General features: G+C 71.0%; 11 protein-coding genes. 5 read left to right on the forward strand and 6 right to left on the reverse strand.

Annotated features, from left to right (window positions below; genetic code table 11):
* Positions 1-239 precede the first annotated feature (239 nt).
* Complete coding sequence (locus IEY70_RS03100) at positions 240-971, forward strand: hypothetical protein (RefSeq protein ID WP_229777580.1); 732 nt, start codon at positions 240-242, stop codon at positions 969-971.
* Positions 972-2,870 carry a 1-deoxy-D-xylulose-5-phosphate synthase gene (dxs, locus tag IEY70_RS03105; RefSeq protein WP_189063511.1) on the forward strand — a complete coding sequence of 633 codons (1,899 nt, stop codon included), beginning with the start codon at positions 972-974 and terminating at the stop codon, positions 2,868-2,870.
* A 72-nt stretch (positions 2,871-2,942) separates the two neighbouring features.
* Here the strand turns inward: dxs and IEY70_RS03110 are convergent, their stop codons facing one another.
* The 4 genes from IEY70_RS03110 to metG all read right to left on the reverse strand — a co-directional run bounded on the left by IEY70_RS03110 (position 2,943) and on the right by metG (position 8,772).
* Positions 2,943-4,193: a glutamate-5-semialdehyde dehydrogenase gene (locus IEY70_RS03110; protein ID WP_189063580.1), complete on the reverse strand. Its 1,251-nt coding sequence runs from the start codon at positions 4,191-4,193 to the stop codon at positions 2,943-2,945.
* A gap of 134 nt (positions 4,194-4,327) precedes the next feature.
* Complete coding sequence (locus IEY70_RS03115) at positions 4,328-5,596, reverse strand: gluconeogenesis factor YvcK family protein (protein ID WP_189063581.1); 1,269 nt, start codon at positions 5,594-5,596, stop codon at positions 4,328-4,330.
* Positions 5,597-5,742: 146 nt separating this feature from the next.
* Positions 5,743-6,585 (reverse strand): RNase adapter RapZ, encoded by an 843-nt coding sequence (gene rapZ / locus IEY70_RS03120; RefSeq protein WP_189063512.1) that lies wholly within the window; start codon positions 6,583-6,585, stop codon positions 5,743-5,745.
* Positions 6,586-6,729: 144 nt separating this feature from the next.
* Entirely contained in the window at positions 6,730-8,772 is a 2,043-nt protein-coding gene (gene metG, locus IEY70_RS03125; protein ID WP_189063513.1) for a methionine--tRNA ligase, read from the reverse strand.
* A gap of 346 nt (positions 8,773-9,118) precedes the next feature.
* Here metG and IEY70_RS03130 point away from each other — a divergent pair, with 346 nt between their 5' ends.
* Positions 9,119-10,339: an MFS transporter gene (locus tag IEY70_RS03130; RefSeq protein WP_189063514.1), complete on the forward strand. Its 1,221-nt coding sequence runs from the start codon at positions 9,119-9,121 to the stop codon at positions 10,337-10,339.
* Positions 10,340-10,342: 3 nt separating this feature from the next.
* Here IEY70_RS03130 and IEY70_RS03135 read toward each other — a convergent pair whose 3' ends face one another.
* A complete protein-coding gene (locus IEY70_RS03135; RefSeq protein WP_189063515.1) occupies positions 10,343-10,966 on the reverse strand; it encodes a GNAT family N-acetyltransferase in 624 nt (207 codons plus the stop codon).
* 102 nt (positions 10,967-11,068) lie between these two features.
* Here IEY70_RS03135 and ruvA point away from each other — a divergent pair, with 102 nt between their 5' ends.
* On the forward strand, positions 11,069-11,671 hold the full coding sequence (ruvA, locus tag IEY70_RS03140) for a Holliday junction branch migration protein RuvA (RefSeq protein WP_189063516.1): 603 nt from the start codon (positions 11,069-11,071) through the stop codon (positions 11,669-11,671).
* Positions 11,668-13,101 (forward strand): low temperature requirement protein A, encoded by a 1,434-nt coding sequence (locus IEY70_RS03145; protein ID WP_229777581.1) that lies wholly within the window; start codon positions 11,668-11,670, stop codon positions 13,099-13,101. Before ruvA ends, IEY70_RS03145 begins: the two co-directional genes overlap by 4 nt.
* A 340-nt stretch (positions 13,102-13,441) precedes the next feature.
* On the opposite strand, the gene fni is transcribed toward IEY70_RS03145, so the two are convergent.
* A complete protein-coding gene (gene fni / locus IEY70_RS03150) occupies positions 13,442-14,494 on the reverse strand; it encodes a type 2 isopentenyl-diphosphate Delta-isomerase (protein WP_189063517.1) in 1,053 nt (350 codons plus the stop codon).
* Positions 14,495-14,563 lie beyond the last annotated feature (69 nt).

Raw genomic sequence — 14,563 nt, forward strand, 5'->3', positions numbered from 1 at the left:
GTCCCTGCCCGCCCCTTTTCTGGCTGGAACGCTGCCCGCCGGGCTGTTCCTGCGCCGGGAACGCCCCGTGAAGGCCGCGTTCCACCTGGCTGCCCGGTGGCGCCCTGGGCGCGGCTGGGACGCGGTTCCGGCCCGCGCGGCCCTGGTGGGCGCCCGCCAGGGCCGCACAGGCCTCCCATGAAGGAGATGTCATGTTTCCTGACAGAATAGGCGGGATGAAGCGGTTTACCCTGAAGGCCATGCGCGGCCTCCCCCATTCCCACCCGCACCCCGACCCGCGCCGGGCGTCCCGGCGGCTGATGGCGGCCGTCACGGCGCTGCTGTTTCCGGCGCTGCTGGGCGCCTGCGCTCCGGCGGCCACGCAGCCGGGCACGGTGCAGGCCAGTACGCCCGTGACCGGCGTGTCGTTCTACCCGCTGGAGAGCGGTCTGGCGTGGTCGTACCTGCTGGAGGGCGAGGCGGCGGGCACCGCGCCGTACGTGCTGCGGTCGCTGGGGCCAACGGTGTTCGCGGGTCAGAAGGTCCTGTCGTTCCAGTTGGCGGGGCGCGGCGCGGAGCAGACGTGGTTCCGCACGGTCAGCGCGGGCGGCGTGCAGTTGCTGGGGCTGCGTAAGCCCGGCGTGAACGTGCGGCTCGACCCGCCCTGGCAGGAGTACCCGGCCGAGGGTGCGTGGCGGCCCGGTCTGACCTGGCAGGGCCAGAGTGAGATCACCATCAGCGGCGATGACGGCGCCGTGCAGAAAAAGGGCCTGCTGACCTACAGTTACGTGGTGCAGGAACGCCGGACCGTGCAGACGCCCGGCGGAACGTTCGACGTGTGGGTCGTGACCCGTCAGATCAGCGACACGGTGGGCGGCCTGTTTCCCGCCACGCAGCAACTGTGGTTCACGCCGTTCGTGGGGGAGGTCCGCACGCCCGAGGGGCTGCTGCTGACCGCCCGGAACTTCGCTGCTCGCCCAGGAGGTCAGTAAATGAGTCCCGAATCCATCCTTCCGTCCGGTACCGGCACACCCCTGCTGGACCGCGTGAACAGCCCGGCCGATCTCAAGCGCCTGTCGCGTGAGCAATTGCCCGCGCTGTCGCAGGAACTGCGGGACGAGATCGTGCGCGTCTGCTCGGTGGGCGGCCTGCACCTCGCCTCCTCACTGGGGGCCACGGACCTGATCGTGGCGCTGCATTACGTACTGAACTCGCCGCGTGACCGGATCCTGTTCGATGTGGGGCATCAGGCGTACGCGCACAAGATCCTCACGGGCCGCCGTGACCAGATGGCAACCATCAAGAAGGAGGGCGGCCTGAGCGGCTTTACCAAGGTCAGCGAGAACCCGCACGACGCGATCACGGTCGGGCACGCCAGCACCAGCCTCGCGAACGCGCTGGGCATGGCCATGGCCCGCGACGCACTGGGCCAGGACTACAAGGTCGCGGCCGTGATCGGGGACGGCAGCCTGACGGGCGGCATGGCGCTGGCGGCGCTGAACACCATCGGGGACATGAACCGCCGCATGCTGATCGTCCTGAACGACAACGAGATGAGCATCAGCGAGAACGTGGGCGCGATGAACAAGTTCATGCGCGGCCTGCAGGTGCAGAAGTGGTTCCAGGAAGGCGAGGGCGCGGGCAAGAAGGCCATGGAGGCCGTCAGCAAACCCCTGGCCAGCTTCATGAGCCGCGCCAAGAGCTCCACGCGGCACTTCTTCGACCCGGCCAGCGTGAACCCCTTCGCGGCGATGGGCGTGCGCTACGTCGGCCCGGTGGACGGGCACAACGTGCAGGAACTCGTGTGGCTCATGGAGCGACTGGTGGACCTGGACGGGCCGACCATCCTGCACGTCGTGACCACCAAGGGCAAGGGCCTGAGCTACGCCGAGGCCGACCCGATCTACTGGCACGGCCCGGGCAAGTTCGACCCGCAGACCGGGGAGTTCAGTGCCAGCAAGGCGTACTCGTGGAGCAACGCCTTCGGGGACGCCATGACCGAACTGGCCGCGCAGGACCCGCGCGCGTTCGTGATCACGCCCGCCATGCGCGAGGGCAGCGGGCTGGTCGGGTACTCGAAGGCGCACCCGAACCGCTACCTGGACGTCGGGATCGCCGAGGAGGTCGCCGTGACCGCTGCCGCCGGGATGGCCCTGCAGGGCCTGCGCCCGGTCGTGGCGATCTACTCGTCGTTCCTGCAACGCGCGTACGATCAGGTGCTGCACGACGTGGCCATCGAGAACCTGAACGTCACGTTCGCCATCGACCGCGCCGGGATCGTGGGCGCGGACGGCGCGACGCACAACGGCGTGTTCGACCTGAGTTTCCTGCGCTCCATTCCCGGCGTGCGGATCGGCCTGCCGAGGGACGCGGCGGAACTGCGCGGCATGCTGAAGTACGCGCAGACGCACGACGGCCCGTTCGCGATCCGCTACCCGCGCGGCAACACCACCCCCGTCCCGGAGGGCACCTGGCCTGAACTGGAGTGGGGCACCTGGGAACGCGTGCAGGACGGCACGGACGTGGTCATCCTGGCGGGCGGCAAGGGCCTGGAGTACGCGCAGAAGGCCGCCGCCGGACTGGACGGCGTGGGCGTCGTGAACGCCCGCTTCGTGAAACCCCTGGACGAGGCGATGCTGCGCGACGTGGCCCGCACCGCCCGCGCGATCATCACCGTCGAGGACAACACCGTCGTCGGCGGCTTCGGCAGCGCCGTGCTGGAATTCCTGAACGCCGAGGGCATCCGGACCCCCGTGCGCGTCCTGGGCATCCCCGACGAATTCCAGGAGCACGCGACCGTCGAGAGCGTCCACGCCCGCACCGGCATCGACGCGCAGGCCATCCGCACCGTGCTGGCCGAACTCGGCGTGGACGTCCCGCTCGGGGTGTAGCAGGTTGATGGTCGATAGTTGATGGTTGATGGAAGGGAGCCGACCCTCTATCAACCATCAACTTTCAACCATCTACATCCTTACTTCGCCGTTGCCTTCTACGATCCATTTCGTGGTGGTCAGTTCGCGCAGGCCCATGGGGCCGCGGGCGTGGAGTTTCTGGGTGCTGATGGCGACCTCGGCGCCCAGGCCGAGTTGTCCGCCGTCGTTGAAGCGGGGGCTGGCGTTCACGACCACGGCCGCCGAGTCCACGTCCTCAATGAATCGCCCCGCCTGGGCTTCGTCGCGGGTGAGGATCACGTCGGTGTGGTTGCCGCGCGCGGCGATGAAGTCCAGCGCGTCCTCGAAGGAGGGGACGGTCTTCACGCTGGCGGTCAGGGCCAGGAATTCCGTGCCGTAGTCGGTGTCCGTGGCGGGGTCGGTGGTGATCCCGGCGGCACTCAGGGCCGCGTGGGCGGTCGGGTCGGTGCGCAGGGTCACGCCGTGCGCCTGGAGGTCGCGGGCGATGTCCGGCAGGGCGTCCAGGGCGTCCTCGTGGATCAGGAGGGTGTCCAGGGCGTTGCAGGCGCTGGGTTTCTGCACCTTCGCGTTCCGGACGATCTCCAGGGCGCGCGCGCGGTCCTCGGGGTCGCGGGTGAAGCTGGGATCGAGGTACACGTGCACCACGCCGATGCCGCCCACGATGACGGGCACGGTGGCGTTCTCCACGCAGTAGCGGTGCAGTCCGGCCCCGCCGCGCGGGATGATCGCGTCGACCAGATCGTCCAGTTTCAGCAGTTCCAGCATGCGTTCGCGGGCCGGGTCGCGGATGACCTGCACCCCGTCCGCCGGGAGCCCCTGCGCCCGCAGCGCGGCGTGAATGACAGCTTCCAGCGCGGCGTTGCTGCGCACGGTTTCCTTCCCGCCGCGCAGGATCACGGCGTTCCCGCTCATCAGGGCCAGCGCGGCGACATCCACGGTCACGTTCGGGCGGCTCTCGTAGATGACGCCCAGCACGCCCAGCGGCACGCGCCGGGTGCTGACGCGGATGCCGCTCGGCTGGGTCTGCGCGGGGGTGGTCTCGCCCACCGGGTCGGGCAGGCGCGACACGGCCTCCACGTCCGCGGCGATGCCGTCCAGCATGCGGGCGTCCAGGCGCAGGCGGGCCACCATCGGCTCGGGCAGCCCGGCCTCAATGGCAGCCTGCACGTCCTGTGCGTTCGCGGCCAGGATGGCGGCAGCATTCGCGCGCAGTCCGGCGGCAATGGCGTGCAACGCCGAGACCTTGCGCGCGGTGGGCAGCGACCGCAGCACGCGGGCGGCGGCGCGGGCCTGCACGCCCATCAGCCGCACGGGCTGCGTTCCGCTGGGCTGGGTCTCGTGCGGGGGGGTGGTGGACTGCGCGGCGCTCATACGTCCGAGCGTAGCAGCGCCGCGCGGCCCGCGTGACGGCGCGGAGTAGGCAGCGGCGTGCCGGTTCAGCCGACCGTGCGCCGGGGCGTGAGTTGCAGCAGCGCCTGCGCCAGCAGGTGAGGGTCGTGCCGCGCCTGGCCGGGTTGCAGCAGCGGGTGCAGCACGCAGCGGGCGCGCAGGTCCCGGCTGGCGCCGTGCAGGGTCAGCAGGTGCGCGCCCTCCGCGGCGTACCGTTCGGTCACCTCGGCGGGCAGCATGGCGTTGTTCACGAGTACGCAGTCCGGCGTGCGGCCCAGGTGGCGGGTGATGGCCTGCACGTGCCCTTCGAGGGTCAGGTCGTCGGTCTCGCCGGGTTCGGTCATCAGGCTCGCCACGTACACCAGCGGCGCGCCCGACTCGCGGATGGCGCGGGCGATGCCCGGCACCAGCAGCGCCGGGATGATGCTGGTGTACAGGCTGCCGGGCCCCAGGATGATCTGCTCGGCGTGCTCGATGGCGGCCAGCACCTCGGGCAGGGTCGGCAGGTCCGGGGGGTCCAGCGTGACCTGCTGGATGGTGGCCTTCCCCACCTGCGGCGCGAACTGACTCTCGCCGCGGATCTCGCGGCCGTCACTGAGGTGAGCGACCAGCGTGGCCGGGTGGGTGGTGGCGGGGTAGACGTTCCCGCGGATGCGCAGCACCTCGTGAATGTCCTTCATGGCGGCGCTCAGGCCGCCCTGTTCCTCGCTGAGCGTGGCAAGCAGCAGGTTCCCGAAGGTGTGCCCTTCCAGGCCCTCGCCGCGCCGGAAGCGGTGCAGCAGCAACCGGGCCATGACGGGACTGTCGCTCAGGGCGGCGTAGCAGTCGGTCAGGTCGCCCGGCGCGACCATGTCGAGTGCCTCTCGCAGGCGGCCGCTGCTGCCGCCGTCGTCCGAGACGGTCACGACGGCCGTGGTGTTCCCGGTGTGGGCGCGCAGGCCCGAGAGCAGGTTGGACATGCCGGTCCCGCCGCCCAGCGTCACGAGGTGCGGGCCGCGCGCCAGGTTCCGGCGTTCGTACAGGACGTCCACGGCTGTTTCCGGGGCGGTGCCCATGCCGCTCAGGACCGAGCGGTTGAGCATCATGATGCTCCAGAGTGCGCCGGTCAGCGCGAGCAGCATGATGGCCGCGCCGCCCGTGTACAGCGGCATCAGTTCCGGCGTGACCAGGGCGTTCACCCACAGGATCCAGCGGGTCGCCACGAAGTGCAGCGGGCCGGTCCAGGTGAAGTGCAGCACGCCCACCCCGCCGATCAGGGTGCAGATCACGAACAGCGCCAGCCAGCGTTTCACGCCGATGCCGGGCGCCATCCACATGCGGGCGCGGCGGCCGCTGCGTTTCAGGCCCGGTTTCAGACGGGCGCGGCGCGAGAGGGGCGGCTCAGCCGGGGCTGGGCTGGCTGCCTGGGGTGGGCTGGCCGGGTCGCGTGGCCGGGCGTTGCGTTGCGAGAGGGGCGGGTCGCTCACCCGTGCTCGCCGACTTTCATGTCGCGGTGGTCCATGACGTCCACGTTCAGGTCCTTCAGGTCCCCGGCGAGGCGGGCGGTGACGGCCACGCTGCGGTGCTGCCCGCCGGTGCAGCCGATCCCGACGGTGTACCCGTGGCGGCCCGTGGCGCGGGCGCGTTCGGCGGCCACCCGCACGAAGTCACGCAGTTCGGCGTAGAACGCCTCGGCGTCCGCGCCGCTGAAGGCGTAGTCGGCCACGTCGGCGTCCAGGCCGGTCTTGGGGCGCAGGGCGGGGTCGTAGTACGGGTTGGGCAGCGAGCGCACGTCGAGGATCATGTCCACGTCGCGCGGGGGGGCGTGCTTGAACCCGAAGGACATCAGGCGCAGGTGGAAGTCCTGTTCCAGCCGGAACAGTTGCAGCACGCGGCTGCCCAGGTCCTTGGCGCTCAGGTCGGTGGTGTCGATCACGGTGTCGGCGATGGAGCGCAGCGGGGCGAGCAGTTCGCGTTCCCGCGCGAAGTCCAGCATCAGGTTCTCGCCGAGCGGGTGTTCGCGGCGCGTGAAGTTGTACCGCTTGAGCAGCACGTCCGCGTTCGCCTCCAGGAACAGCACGCGCAGGTCCTCGCGGCGGCGCGAGAGGCGCACGTAACTGGTTTCCAGGGCGTCCAGGAAGTGGCGGGTGCGGGCGTCGGTGCTGATCGCCACGCGGTCCAGGCCGCGCGCCTCCACGAGGTCGTGCATGGCACCCCACAGTTCCGGGGGCAGGTTGTCCGTGATGAAGAATCCGGCGTCCTCCAGGGTGCGCAGGGCGGTGCTTTTTCCACTTCCGGACAGGCCTGAGACCACGACAAACGGCATGCGGGCAGTCTAGCCTGCCGCGCCCCGGCACAAGTGACGGCCCGGTCAGCAGGACGGTCAGCCGCTGGCCGGGGCAGCAGTAACCCCGCCGGGCACGGGGCCGGGCGGGGCAGACTGGACGGGGCGGGCTGGGCGTGCCGTGGGTCAGCGGACGCGGGTGCCGCTGGGCAGGTCCAGCCCGGTGCCGATCAGGTCCAGGTTGCCCTGGTCGTCCTCGGCGGCGAGGATCATGCCCTGCGACTCGATGCCGCGCAGCTTGGCGGGTTTCAGGTTGGCGACCAGGATGACCTTGCGGCCCACGAGCGCCTCGGGTTCGAACCACTGGCGGATGCCGCTGACGACCGTGCGGGTCTCGTCACCGAGTTTCACGGTGAGTTTCAGGAGCTTGTCGGCCTTGGCGACGGCCTCGGCGGCCAGTACCTCCGCGACGCGCAGGTCGATGCGGGCGAAGTCGTCGATGCTGATCAGGTTCTCGTTCGCGGCGGGGGCGGCGGCCGGAGTTGCGGGAGCAGCGGCGCTGGCGGGGGCAGTGGGGGTGGCCGTCTCGGTGGGGGCCGTCTCGGTGGGGGCAGTCCGGGTCATGGGTTTCTCTTTCTTGCCGGGCTTCGGGGCGCCCGCGGCGGGGGTGGGGGCTTCTTTCGGTTCGGGTTTCGGGAACAGGATCGGGCCGCCCACCACGCGCGTTCCGGCGGGCGTCAGGCCCCAGGCGGGCGCCAGGGCGTAGGTCTGAGAGGCCAGTCCCAGCTGGGCGCGCAGTTCGCGGGCCTTGGTGGGAATCACGGCTTCCAGGGCGACGCTGGCGACGCGCAGGCCCTCGGCGGCGGTGTACAGCACGGTGTCCAGGCGGCGCTGGGTGTCGTCGCTCTTGGCGAGGTTCCACGGGGCGCTCTCGGCGATGTAGCGGTTGAGGTCCCGCACGAAGTTCATGGCGGCCTCGATGGCCATGTTGATCTTCAGGTCGTCGACCAGCGCCAGGATCTGGGTGGGGAGGGCCAGCGCGGCCGCCTCGATGCTCCGGTCACGCTCCGCGAGGTCCTGCGCGGCGGGCACGACGCCACCCCGGTACTTCTGGATCATGCTGATGGTGCGGGACAGCAGGTTGCCCAGGTCGTTGGCGAGGTCGCTGTTCAGGCGCGAGATCAGGATGCCCTCGCCGTAGGGGCTGTCGGCGCTGAGGGTCGCCTCGCGCAGCAGGGTGTAGCGGATCGCGTCGATGGAGTACTCGGTGACGAGCGCTTCGGGGTCGATGGCGTTCCCGAGGCTCTTGCCCATCTTGCGGCCGTCCTCGGCGAGGATGTGGCTGTGCACGACCAGCCGGCGGTACATGGGCAGCCCGGCGGCGCGCAGCATGGTCGGCCAGAACACGGCGTGCGGCTTGAGGATGTCCTTGCCGATCACGTGCCAGGCGGTGCCGCTGACGCTGGCGTCCTGGCCGTTACTGACGAGCGGCGTGAGGTAGCTGAGCAGCGCGTCGAACCACACGTACGTGACGTGGTCGGCGTCCCAGGGCAGTTCGATGCCCCAGGGCACGCGGTTTTTCGGGCGGCTGATGCTGAGCGGCCCGACGGGTTCTTTCAGCATTTCCAGGACTTCGTTGCGGTACCCGGCGGGCTGGATCAGGTCCGGATTGGCCTGGAGGTAGTCCAGCAGCCACGGCTGGTACTTTTCCATGTTGAAGAAGTAGTTCGCCTCGCGCCGCAGTTCGGGGGGGTCCTTGTCGCCGGGGAAGCGGCGGACGCCGTCGGCGTTCTCGACGAGTTCCTTCTCGGTGACGTAGCGTTCGGCGCCCACCGAGTACAGGCCCTCGTACTCGGCGAAGTAGATGTCTCCGGCGTCGTACACGCGCTGGAGGATTTCCTGGACGAAGCGTTTGTGGCGCGCGGAGGTGGTCCGCACGAACTCGTCGTAGCTGATGCCCAGGTTCTTCCACAGGCCCTGGAAGGCGCGCTCGGAGAGGTCGTCCACGAGTTCCTGGGGGGTCACGCCGGCCTTGGCGGCGGCCTTGCTGATCTTCTCGCCGTGCTCGTCGGTGCCCATGACGAACGTGACCGGGCGGCCCGCGAGGCGCTGGTAGCGGGCGATGGCGTCGGTCAGGATCTTCTCGTAGACGTGCCCGATATGTGGGGCGCCGTTGGCGTAGTCGATGGCGGCCGTGATGAAAAACGGGGTGGATGCTGCTTGGCTCATGGTCTCCCTTCCTTCCCGACCGGCTCCCTGATGAGAGGAGGGTCGGGCAACCCTGTCAGAATACGGAATTTTGCGCGTCCCGGCGTGACCTCCGGCCAGCGGTTTCGGGAGCGGCGCGGGGTGCGGGCGGCGTGGGGTGCGGGCAGCGCGGGGTGCGGTCAGGCAGCGCGGCCCGGCATTCGCCCGTGGACAGGGCGGGCGCGGGAGGTGGGTGCGGCGCAGCGGGGTCGGTGCGGCATGCGTTCACTGTACCGGGCGGGGCGCGTGTGGGCGTTAGGCCATCTGGCCTGCCCGACTGAAGGTTTACCCATCATTGCACTTGAGAAAACAAAGTTACTGTGTGGGTATGTCCGCACCCCTCACCCGTCCCGCCACGCTCGCCTCTGCCCACCCGCCGACAGCCGCAGGCGCCGCGCCCGACCGCCTGACCCAGGTCACGCTGCTGCTGCTCTCCACGCTGACCATCATGAGCGGCGCCACCATCGCCCCCGCACTGCCCGCCATGCAGGCGCACTTCGCGGACGTCCCGAACGCCGCCTTCCTGGTCAAGCTGTCCCTGACCATCGTGGGACTGGTCATCGCGCTGACCGCCCCGCTCAGCGGCGTGCTGGCCGACCGCTACGGCCGCCGCCCGGTGCTGCTGGCCTCGCTGGTGCTGTACGCGCTGGGCGGCGGCGCGGGATTGATCGCGGACTCCATCGGGTCGCTGCTGGCCGGACGGATCGTGCTGGGGCTGGCCGTGGCAGGCACCATGACGGCCGCCGGGGCGCTCGTGAACGACCTGTTCAGCGGCCCGGCCCGCGGGAAGTTCCTGAGTCAGCAGGCGGCGTTCGGGAACTTCGGCGGCGCGGTCCTGATGCCGCTCGGAGGCCTGCTGGCCGCCGCGTCGTGGCGCGCCCCGTTCGCGCTGTACCTGATCGCGCTGCTGCTGATCCCCCTGACCCTGCGGCTGGCCGGGGGCCTGCCCGCCCCGCTGCCCACCGACACCGCCCAGGACTCCAGGCCCCGCTGGGCCAGCATCGGCGTGATCTACGCCCTGTCGGTCGGGTACATGATCGTGTTCTACCTGATGCCCACCCAGGGACCGTTCCTGCTGCGCACGCTGGGCGCCGCGCCCGCCGTGACCGGGTTGCTGCTGGGGGCGTTCACGCTGGTCGCGGCGATCACCTCGCTGGTGTACTCGCGGTTCACCGGGCGCTTTCACTCGCAGCGGACGGCGGCGCTGGGCCTGATCCTGCTGGCCGCCGGGTGGCTGACCGTGTCCGGCGCGGACACCGTCACGGGCGCGCTGCTGGGCCTGATCCTGGGCGGCATGGGCGGCGGGCTGGTCTTCCCGAACCTGTACACCTGGCTGGCCGACCTGACGCCCCCCGCGTGGCGCGGCCGGGTCACGGCGGGCATGAGCAGCGCCATCTTCCTGGGGCAGTTCCTGAGCCCGGTCCTGCTGACCAGTCAGCCGGGCCACGAGGGCCTGATCTTCCGGGTGGGCGCGCTGCTGGCCGCCGTGATGAGCGCCGCGCTGGTGGCCTTCAGCCTGCGCCGCGCACGGGCCACCACGGCAGGCTGACCTTCAGTCCAGCCGTAACCCGAACGTGAGTGCGCCCGGTGTGTGCGCCAGTTCGGCGGGGTGCAGTTCCGTGAAGCCCAGGTGCCGGTAGAAGCCCTGGGCGCTGACGTTGCGCGTCCCGACGCCCAGGTGCACGCCGGGCGATCCGGCGGCCCGCAGTGCGTCCAGCAGCGTGTGCATCAGGGCGCGGCCCCGGCCGCCTCCCTGCATGCGGGGCAGCAGGTCGATGTGCAGGTGCGACGGGTACGTGCCCAGCAGCTCGCGCGGCGCGCGGGGCGGGTGGTGGATCAGGTGCGCGATCCGCTCGTCCGGGGTGCGCCCGGCGGGCGGGGTGGCCTGCGGGTCCGGGTACTGGAGGCGCAGTGGCGGCCACCACTCGCGTTCCAGGGTGTCCTCGAAGGCGGCGGTGTCCGGCGTGCCCAGCACGTACCCGCCCACGCCCAGGGTGTCCTCCAGCACGAAGGCGAAGTCCGGCGCGAAGCTCAGGTACGGCGCGGCGTACACCTGCCCCAGCAGCAGCGGGTCGCGGTACAGGTGCGTGGCGTCCTGGCCGCTGTCGCCGGTATGCAGGCAGATGCCGAGCAGAGCGGCGCGGTCGGATTCGCGGGCGGGGCGCAGGGTGACCATGCCCCGCAGTGCAGCACACCGGCGGGCCGCGCGGGGTGGGAGGTGGTGCGAACCTGCCGCCCGCCGCTGTTTCTGTTCACAGCGGAATGTACACTGGTGGGGATGATTGCCTACCTGTCCGGCGTGGTCCGGGAAATTCGTGAACACAGCGCCGTGATCGTGGCGGGCGGCGTGGGGTACGAGGTGCAGTGCCCGTCCAGCACCCTGGGAAAACTCACGGCGGGCGAGACGGCCGAACTGAACACCCGCTTCGTCGTCCGCGAGGACGCGCAACTGCTGTTCGGCTTTCACGACACCGACAGCGGGCGGCTGTTCGACCTGCTGACCAGCGTGAGCGGCGTGGGGCCGCGCATGGGACTGGCGATGCTGTCGGCCATGCCGGTCAGCGCGCTGGCCGCCGGACTGCTGGGCGGCGACGTGAAACTCCTGAGCAGCGTCAGCGGCGTGGGCAAGAAGACCGCCGAGCGACTGGTCCTGGAATTGCAGGGCAAGGTGCCCGAGCACCTGGCGGCCCCGGCGGCGGGCGGCGCGGGCGTCAAGGCGGCGCGGGTCACGACCACCGCCGGGCGTGACGCGGTGGACGCCCTGCTGGCCCTGGGGTTCCGGGAGGCGCAGGTGCGGGCGGTCGTGGCCGAACTGCTGGCCGCCGACGCGGACCTGAGCGCCGACGGCCTGATCCGCCGGGCGCTCGGTCGCCTGCGGTGACCTCCGGGAATCACGACACCCAGGCGGGAGGTGACGCGCAGGCGGGCGTCAGCGGGCCAGTCCCACCGATCGGCGCCCCGCCGGAACCGGACGCCGGGGCCGAAGACGGGGCCAGTCCGGCCAACCCGACCAGCGGGGACAGCGGGAACGGAGCGCAGAGCGAACCGACGCAGCGGGTCACGTGGCTGGAACTGTTCTACGACCTGATCTTCGTGGTGGCGTTCGATCAGCTGGCCCTGCGGCTGGGGGACGCGCGCAGCCCCGAGAACCTGCTGGTGTTCGGCCTGACGTTCACGGCGGTGTGGTGGGCCTGGGCGAACAACACCCTGTTCGCCGCGCGGTACGGCAACGAGCGGCGCACCTACCGGATGGTGACGCTGGCACAACTGCTGACCATGACGCTGCTGGCCATGACGCTGCGCGGCGACCTGAGCGACACCGGCGTGTGGTTCGCCCTGGCGTACGGCGTGAATCACCTGTTGCAGGCGGGCCTGTACCTGCGGGCGTCCCGGACGGTCACGGCCGATCAGATGCCGCCGGGAGCCGGGGACACCGGGGACGCCGGCGTGGAGGGGCGGGCGCTGTTCGCACGGCGAATGGCCGGCACGTTCGCGCTGGCGGCCGCCGTGTGGGTCGCCTCGGCGTTCCTGCCGGGCGGCAGCGCCGCGCAACTGCTGGCCTGGCTGGCCGCGCTGCTGATCGACGGGTTGCGCGTGCCGCTGGTCCGCAGCGGCGAGCGGCACGCCCCGCCGCACGCCGATCACCTGCCCGAACGGGTGGGACTGCTGCAGATCATCGCGCTGGGCGCCATCGTGACCGAGATCGTCACCGGGGGCCGCCAGCAGGCCCTGACGCCCGCCGCGCTGCTGCCCGCCATGGGGGGCGTCCTGACCGTCGTGGCGCTGTGGCAGCTGTACTTCTCGCAGGCGCGTACGCTGCCGCTGCTGGAAACCCGCCGCGCCGGGCAGGTCCGGCACCTGCTGGCGTGGCTGTACGCGCACCTGCCGTTCACGGTCAGCGTGGTGATGCTGGGCGTGGGCCTGGGCCATACCCTCGGCAGCGCCGACCCGGCCGAGGACGCCGCGTACCAGAAACTGCTGACGTTCCCGCTGGCCGGGGCGTTCCTGTCCCTGGCCTTCCTGCGACTGAACGCCCTGCGCATCACGCGGCGCACCCGGCGGGACCGCAGCCTGCTGACCCTGCTGCTGGGCGGGGTGCTGGCGGCGACCCTGGCAGTCCCGGACCTGGATACGCCCCGGCTGCTGCTGCTGGTCACGGCCCTCAGCGTGGCGGTGGCGGGCGTAGTGTCCACCGACCCCGCCACGCGCCGCCTGAACGTCATCGAGGAACACGTCATCGAGGAACACGTCATCGAGGAACAGAGCCTGGACGCCGACCCGGAGGACGGCCCGCCCGACCCGACCCGCTGAGCGTGGGGGCGAAACTGGCCCTTACCTGTCATCAGTGGTGCGGACAGGTTCATAACTTCAGGGCAGACCAGCGATGAACACGCAGAGTTTACCCCTCCCCCTTGAGGGGGGAGGCTGGGAGGGGGTGAGCAGGATTGGCGTTACAGAAGACGTGTTCCATACTTTTCCCCTCTAGCGCCTGAACAGTGTCCGCACCATTGGTCATACGGACTGCCGTTTGTTTCGCTGACAATCCGGAACTTCACCGCCCCTGCCAGCTCCACGCCCGGAACCCGCCCGGCTCCTCCTCGCATCCGCTCGGACCCAGTGGTCTTTGCAGCCCATTCAATCGGAGTCCGTATCAGAGGGGGGGGCGGGCGTGCAGGTCGTCCAGGTCCGCGTACCCGCCCACGAACAGCGCGACCCGCAGCTCGTGAATGAACTGCCGCAGCCAGTCCTCGGCGGCGTCGGCGCTGTCCAGGGCGGGTTCCAGCAGTGGGCGGGCCACGGCGACCACCTGCGCGCCGAGGCTCAGGGCGCGGGCGGCGTCCAGTCCCGTGCGAATCCCGCCGGACGCGATCAGGGGCGTGCCCGGCGCGACCTGCCGCGCTTCACGTAGCGCCTGCGCGGTCGGGATGCCCAGGTCGCACAGGTCCGGCGTGCGCACCTGCCCGTGATGCACCAGCTGCTCGACCCGCGCCCAGCTGGTCCCGCCCGCCCCGGCCACGTCCAGCGCCGCGAAACCCGCACCCGCCACGCCCTGCACGGTCCGGCAGTCCAGGCCGTGCCCGACTTCCTTCAGGATCACCGGGAACGGCAGCGTGGGCACCAGCGCGGCCAGCCGGTCGGTCAGGCCGGTCCAGCGGGTGTCACCGCCGGGTTGCAGCGCCTCCTGAAGGGGGTTGACGTGAATGGCCAGGGCGTCCGCGCCGACCTCCTGCACGGCCCGCGCAGCGTGCGTGCCGTCGTAGCCGAGCAGGAACTGCGCGCCGCCCAGGTTCCCGACGAGCAGGATGTCCGGCGCCCACTCGCGCACCATGAAACTGGCGCGGGCATGCGGGCGTTCCAGCATCACGCGCTGCGAGCCGAGCATCATGCCGATGCCCAGGCGCTGCGCGGCCGTGGCGAGGTTCCGGTTGATGCGTCCGGCCGCGTCGGCCCCGCCGGTCATCGCGCCGATCAGGACCGGGGCGCGCAGCAGGCGGCCCAGGAAGGTCACGCGCAGGTCCACGTCCTCCAGGTCACGTTCCGGCAGGGCACGGTACGGCCACGGCACGCCCTCCAGGCCGGTGGTGCGCGCGGCGTACTGGCTGTCCGGGCGCAGGCAGGCCTCGATGTGCCGCAGTTTGCGCTGCTCGATGGCGCTGCCTGCCGGGGGGCCGCTCTGGGCGGGGGTGAGGGGGGCGTCGGTCACGGGGTTCAGCGTAGCGGGCGCGGGCGGGATGGGCGGTGGGATTCCCCCCGAAACGGCCCCCCTCCGGCA

Origin of the sequence: Deinococcus seoulensis (genome assembly GCF_014648115.1) — a bacterium.
Lineage (GTDB): Bacteria > Deinococcota > Deinococci > Deinococcales > Deinococcaceae > Deinococcus > Deinococcus seoulensis.

Coding starts and splice junctions, on each gene's coding strand:
- IEY70_RS03115 (WP_189063581.1), bottom strand. CDS start 5,596: ATGTGGATGGCGCCCGGCATCGGCGTGAAACGCTGGCTGGCGCTGTTC.
- IEY70_RS03100 (WP_229777580.1), top strand. CDS start 240: ATGCGCGGCCTCCCCCATTCCCACCCGCACCCCGACCCGCGCCGGGCG.
- IEY70_RS03130 (WP_189063514.1), top strand. CDS start 9,119: ATGTCCGCACCCCTCACCCGTCCCGCCACGCTCGCCTCTGCCCACCCG.
- rapZ (WP_189063512.1), bottom strand. CDS start 6,585: ATGCCGTTTGTCGTGGTCTCAGGCCTGTCCGGAAGTGGAAAAAGCACC.
- IEY70_RS03135 (WP_189063515.1), bottom strand. CDS start 10,966: ATGGTCACCCTGCGCCCCGCCCGCGAATCCGACCGCGCCGCTCTGCTC.
- metG (WP_189063513.1), bottom strand. CDS start 8,772: ATGAGCCAAGCAGCATCCACCCCGTTTTTCATCACGGCCGCCATCGAC.
- dxs (WP_189063511.1), top strand. CDS start 972: ATGAGTCCCGAATCCATCCTTCCGTCCGGTACCGGCACACCCCTGCTG.
- IEY70_RS03110 (WP_189063580.1), bottom strand. CDS start 4,193: ATGGGCGTGCAGGCCCGCGCCGCCGCCCGCGTGCTGCGGTCGCTGCCC.
- ruvA (WP_189063516.1), top strand. CDS start 11,069: ATGATTGCCTACCTGTCCGGCGTGGTCCGGGAAATTCGTGAACACAGC.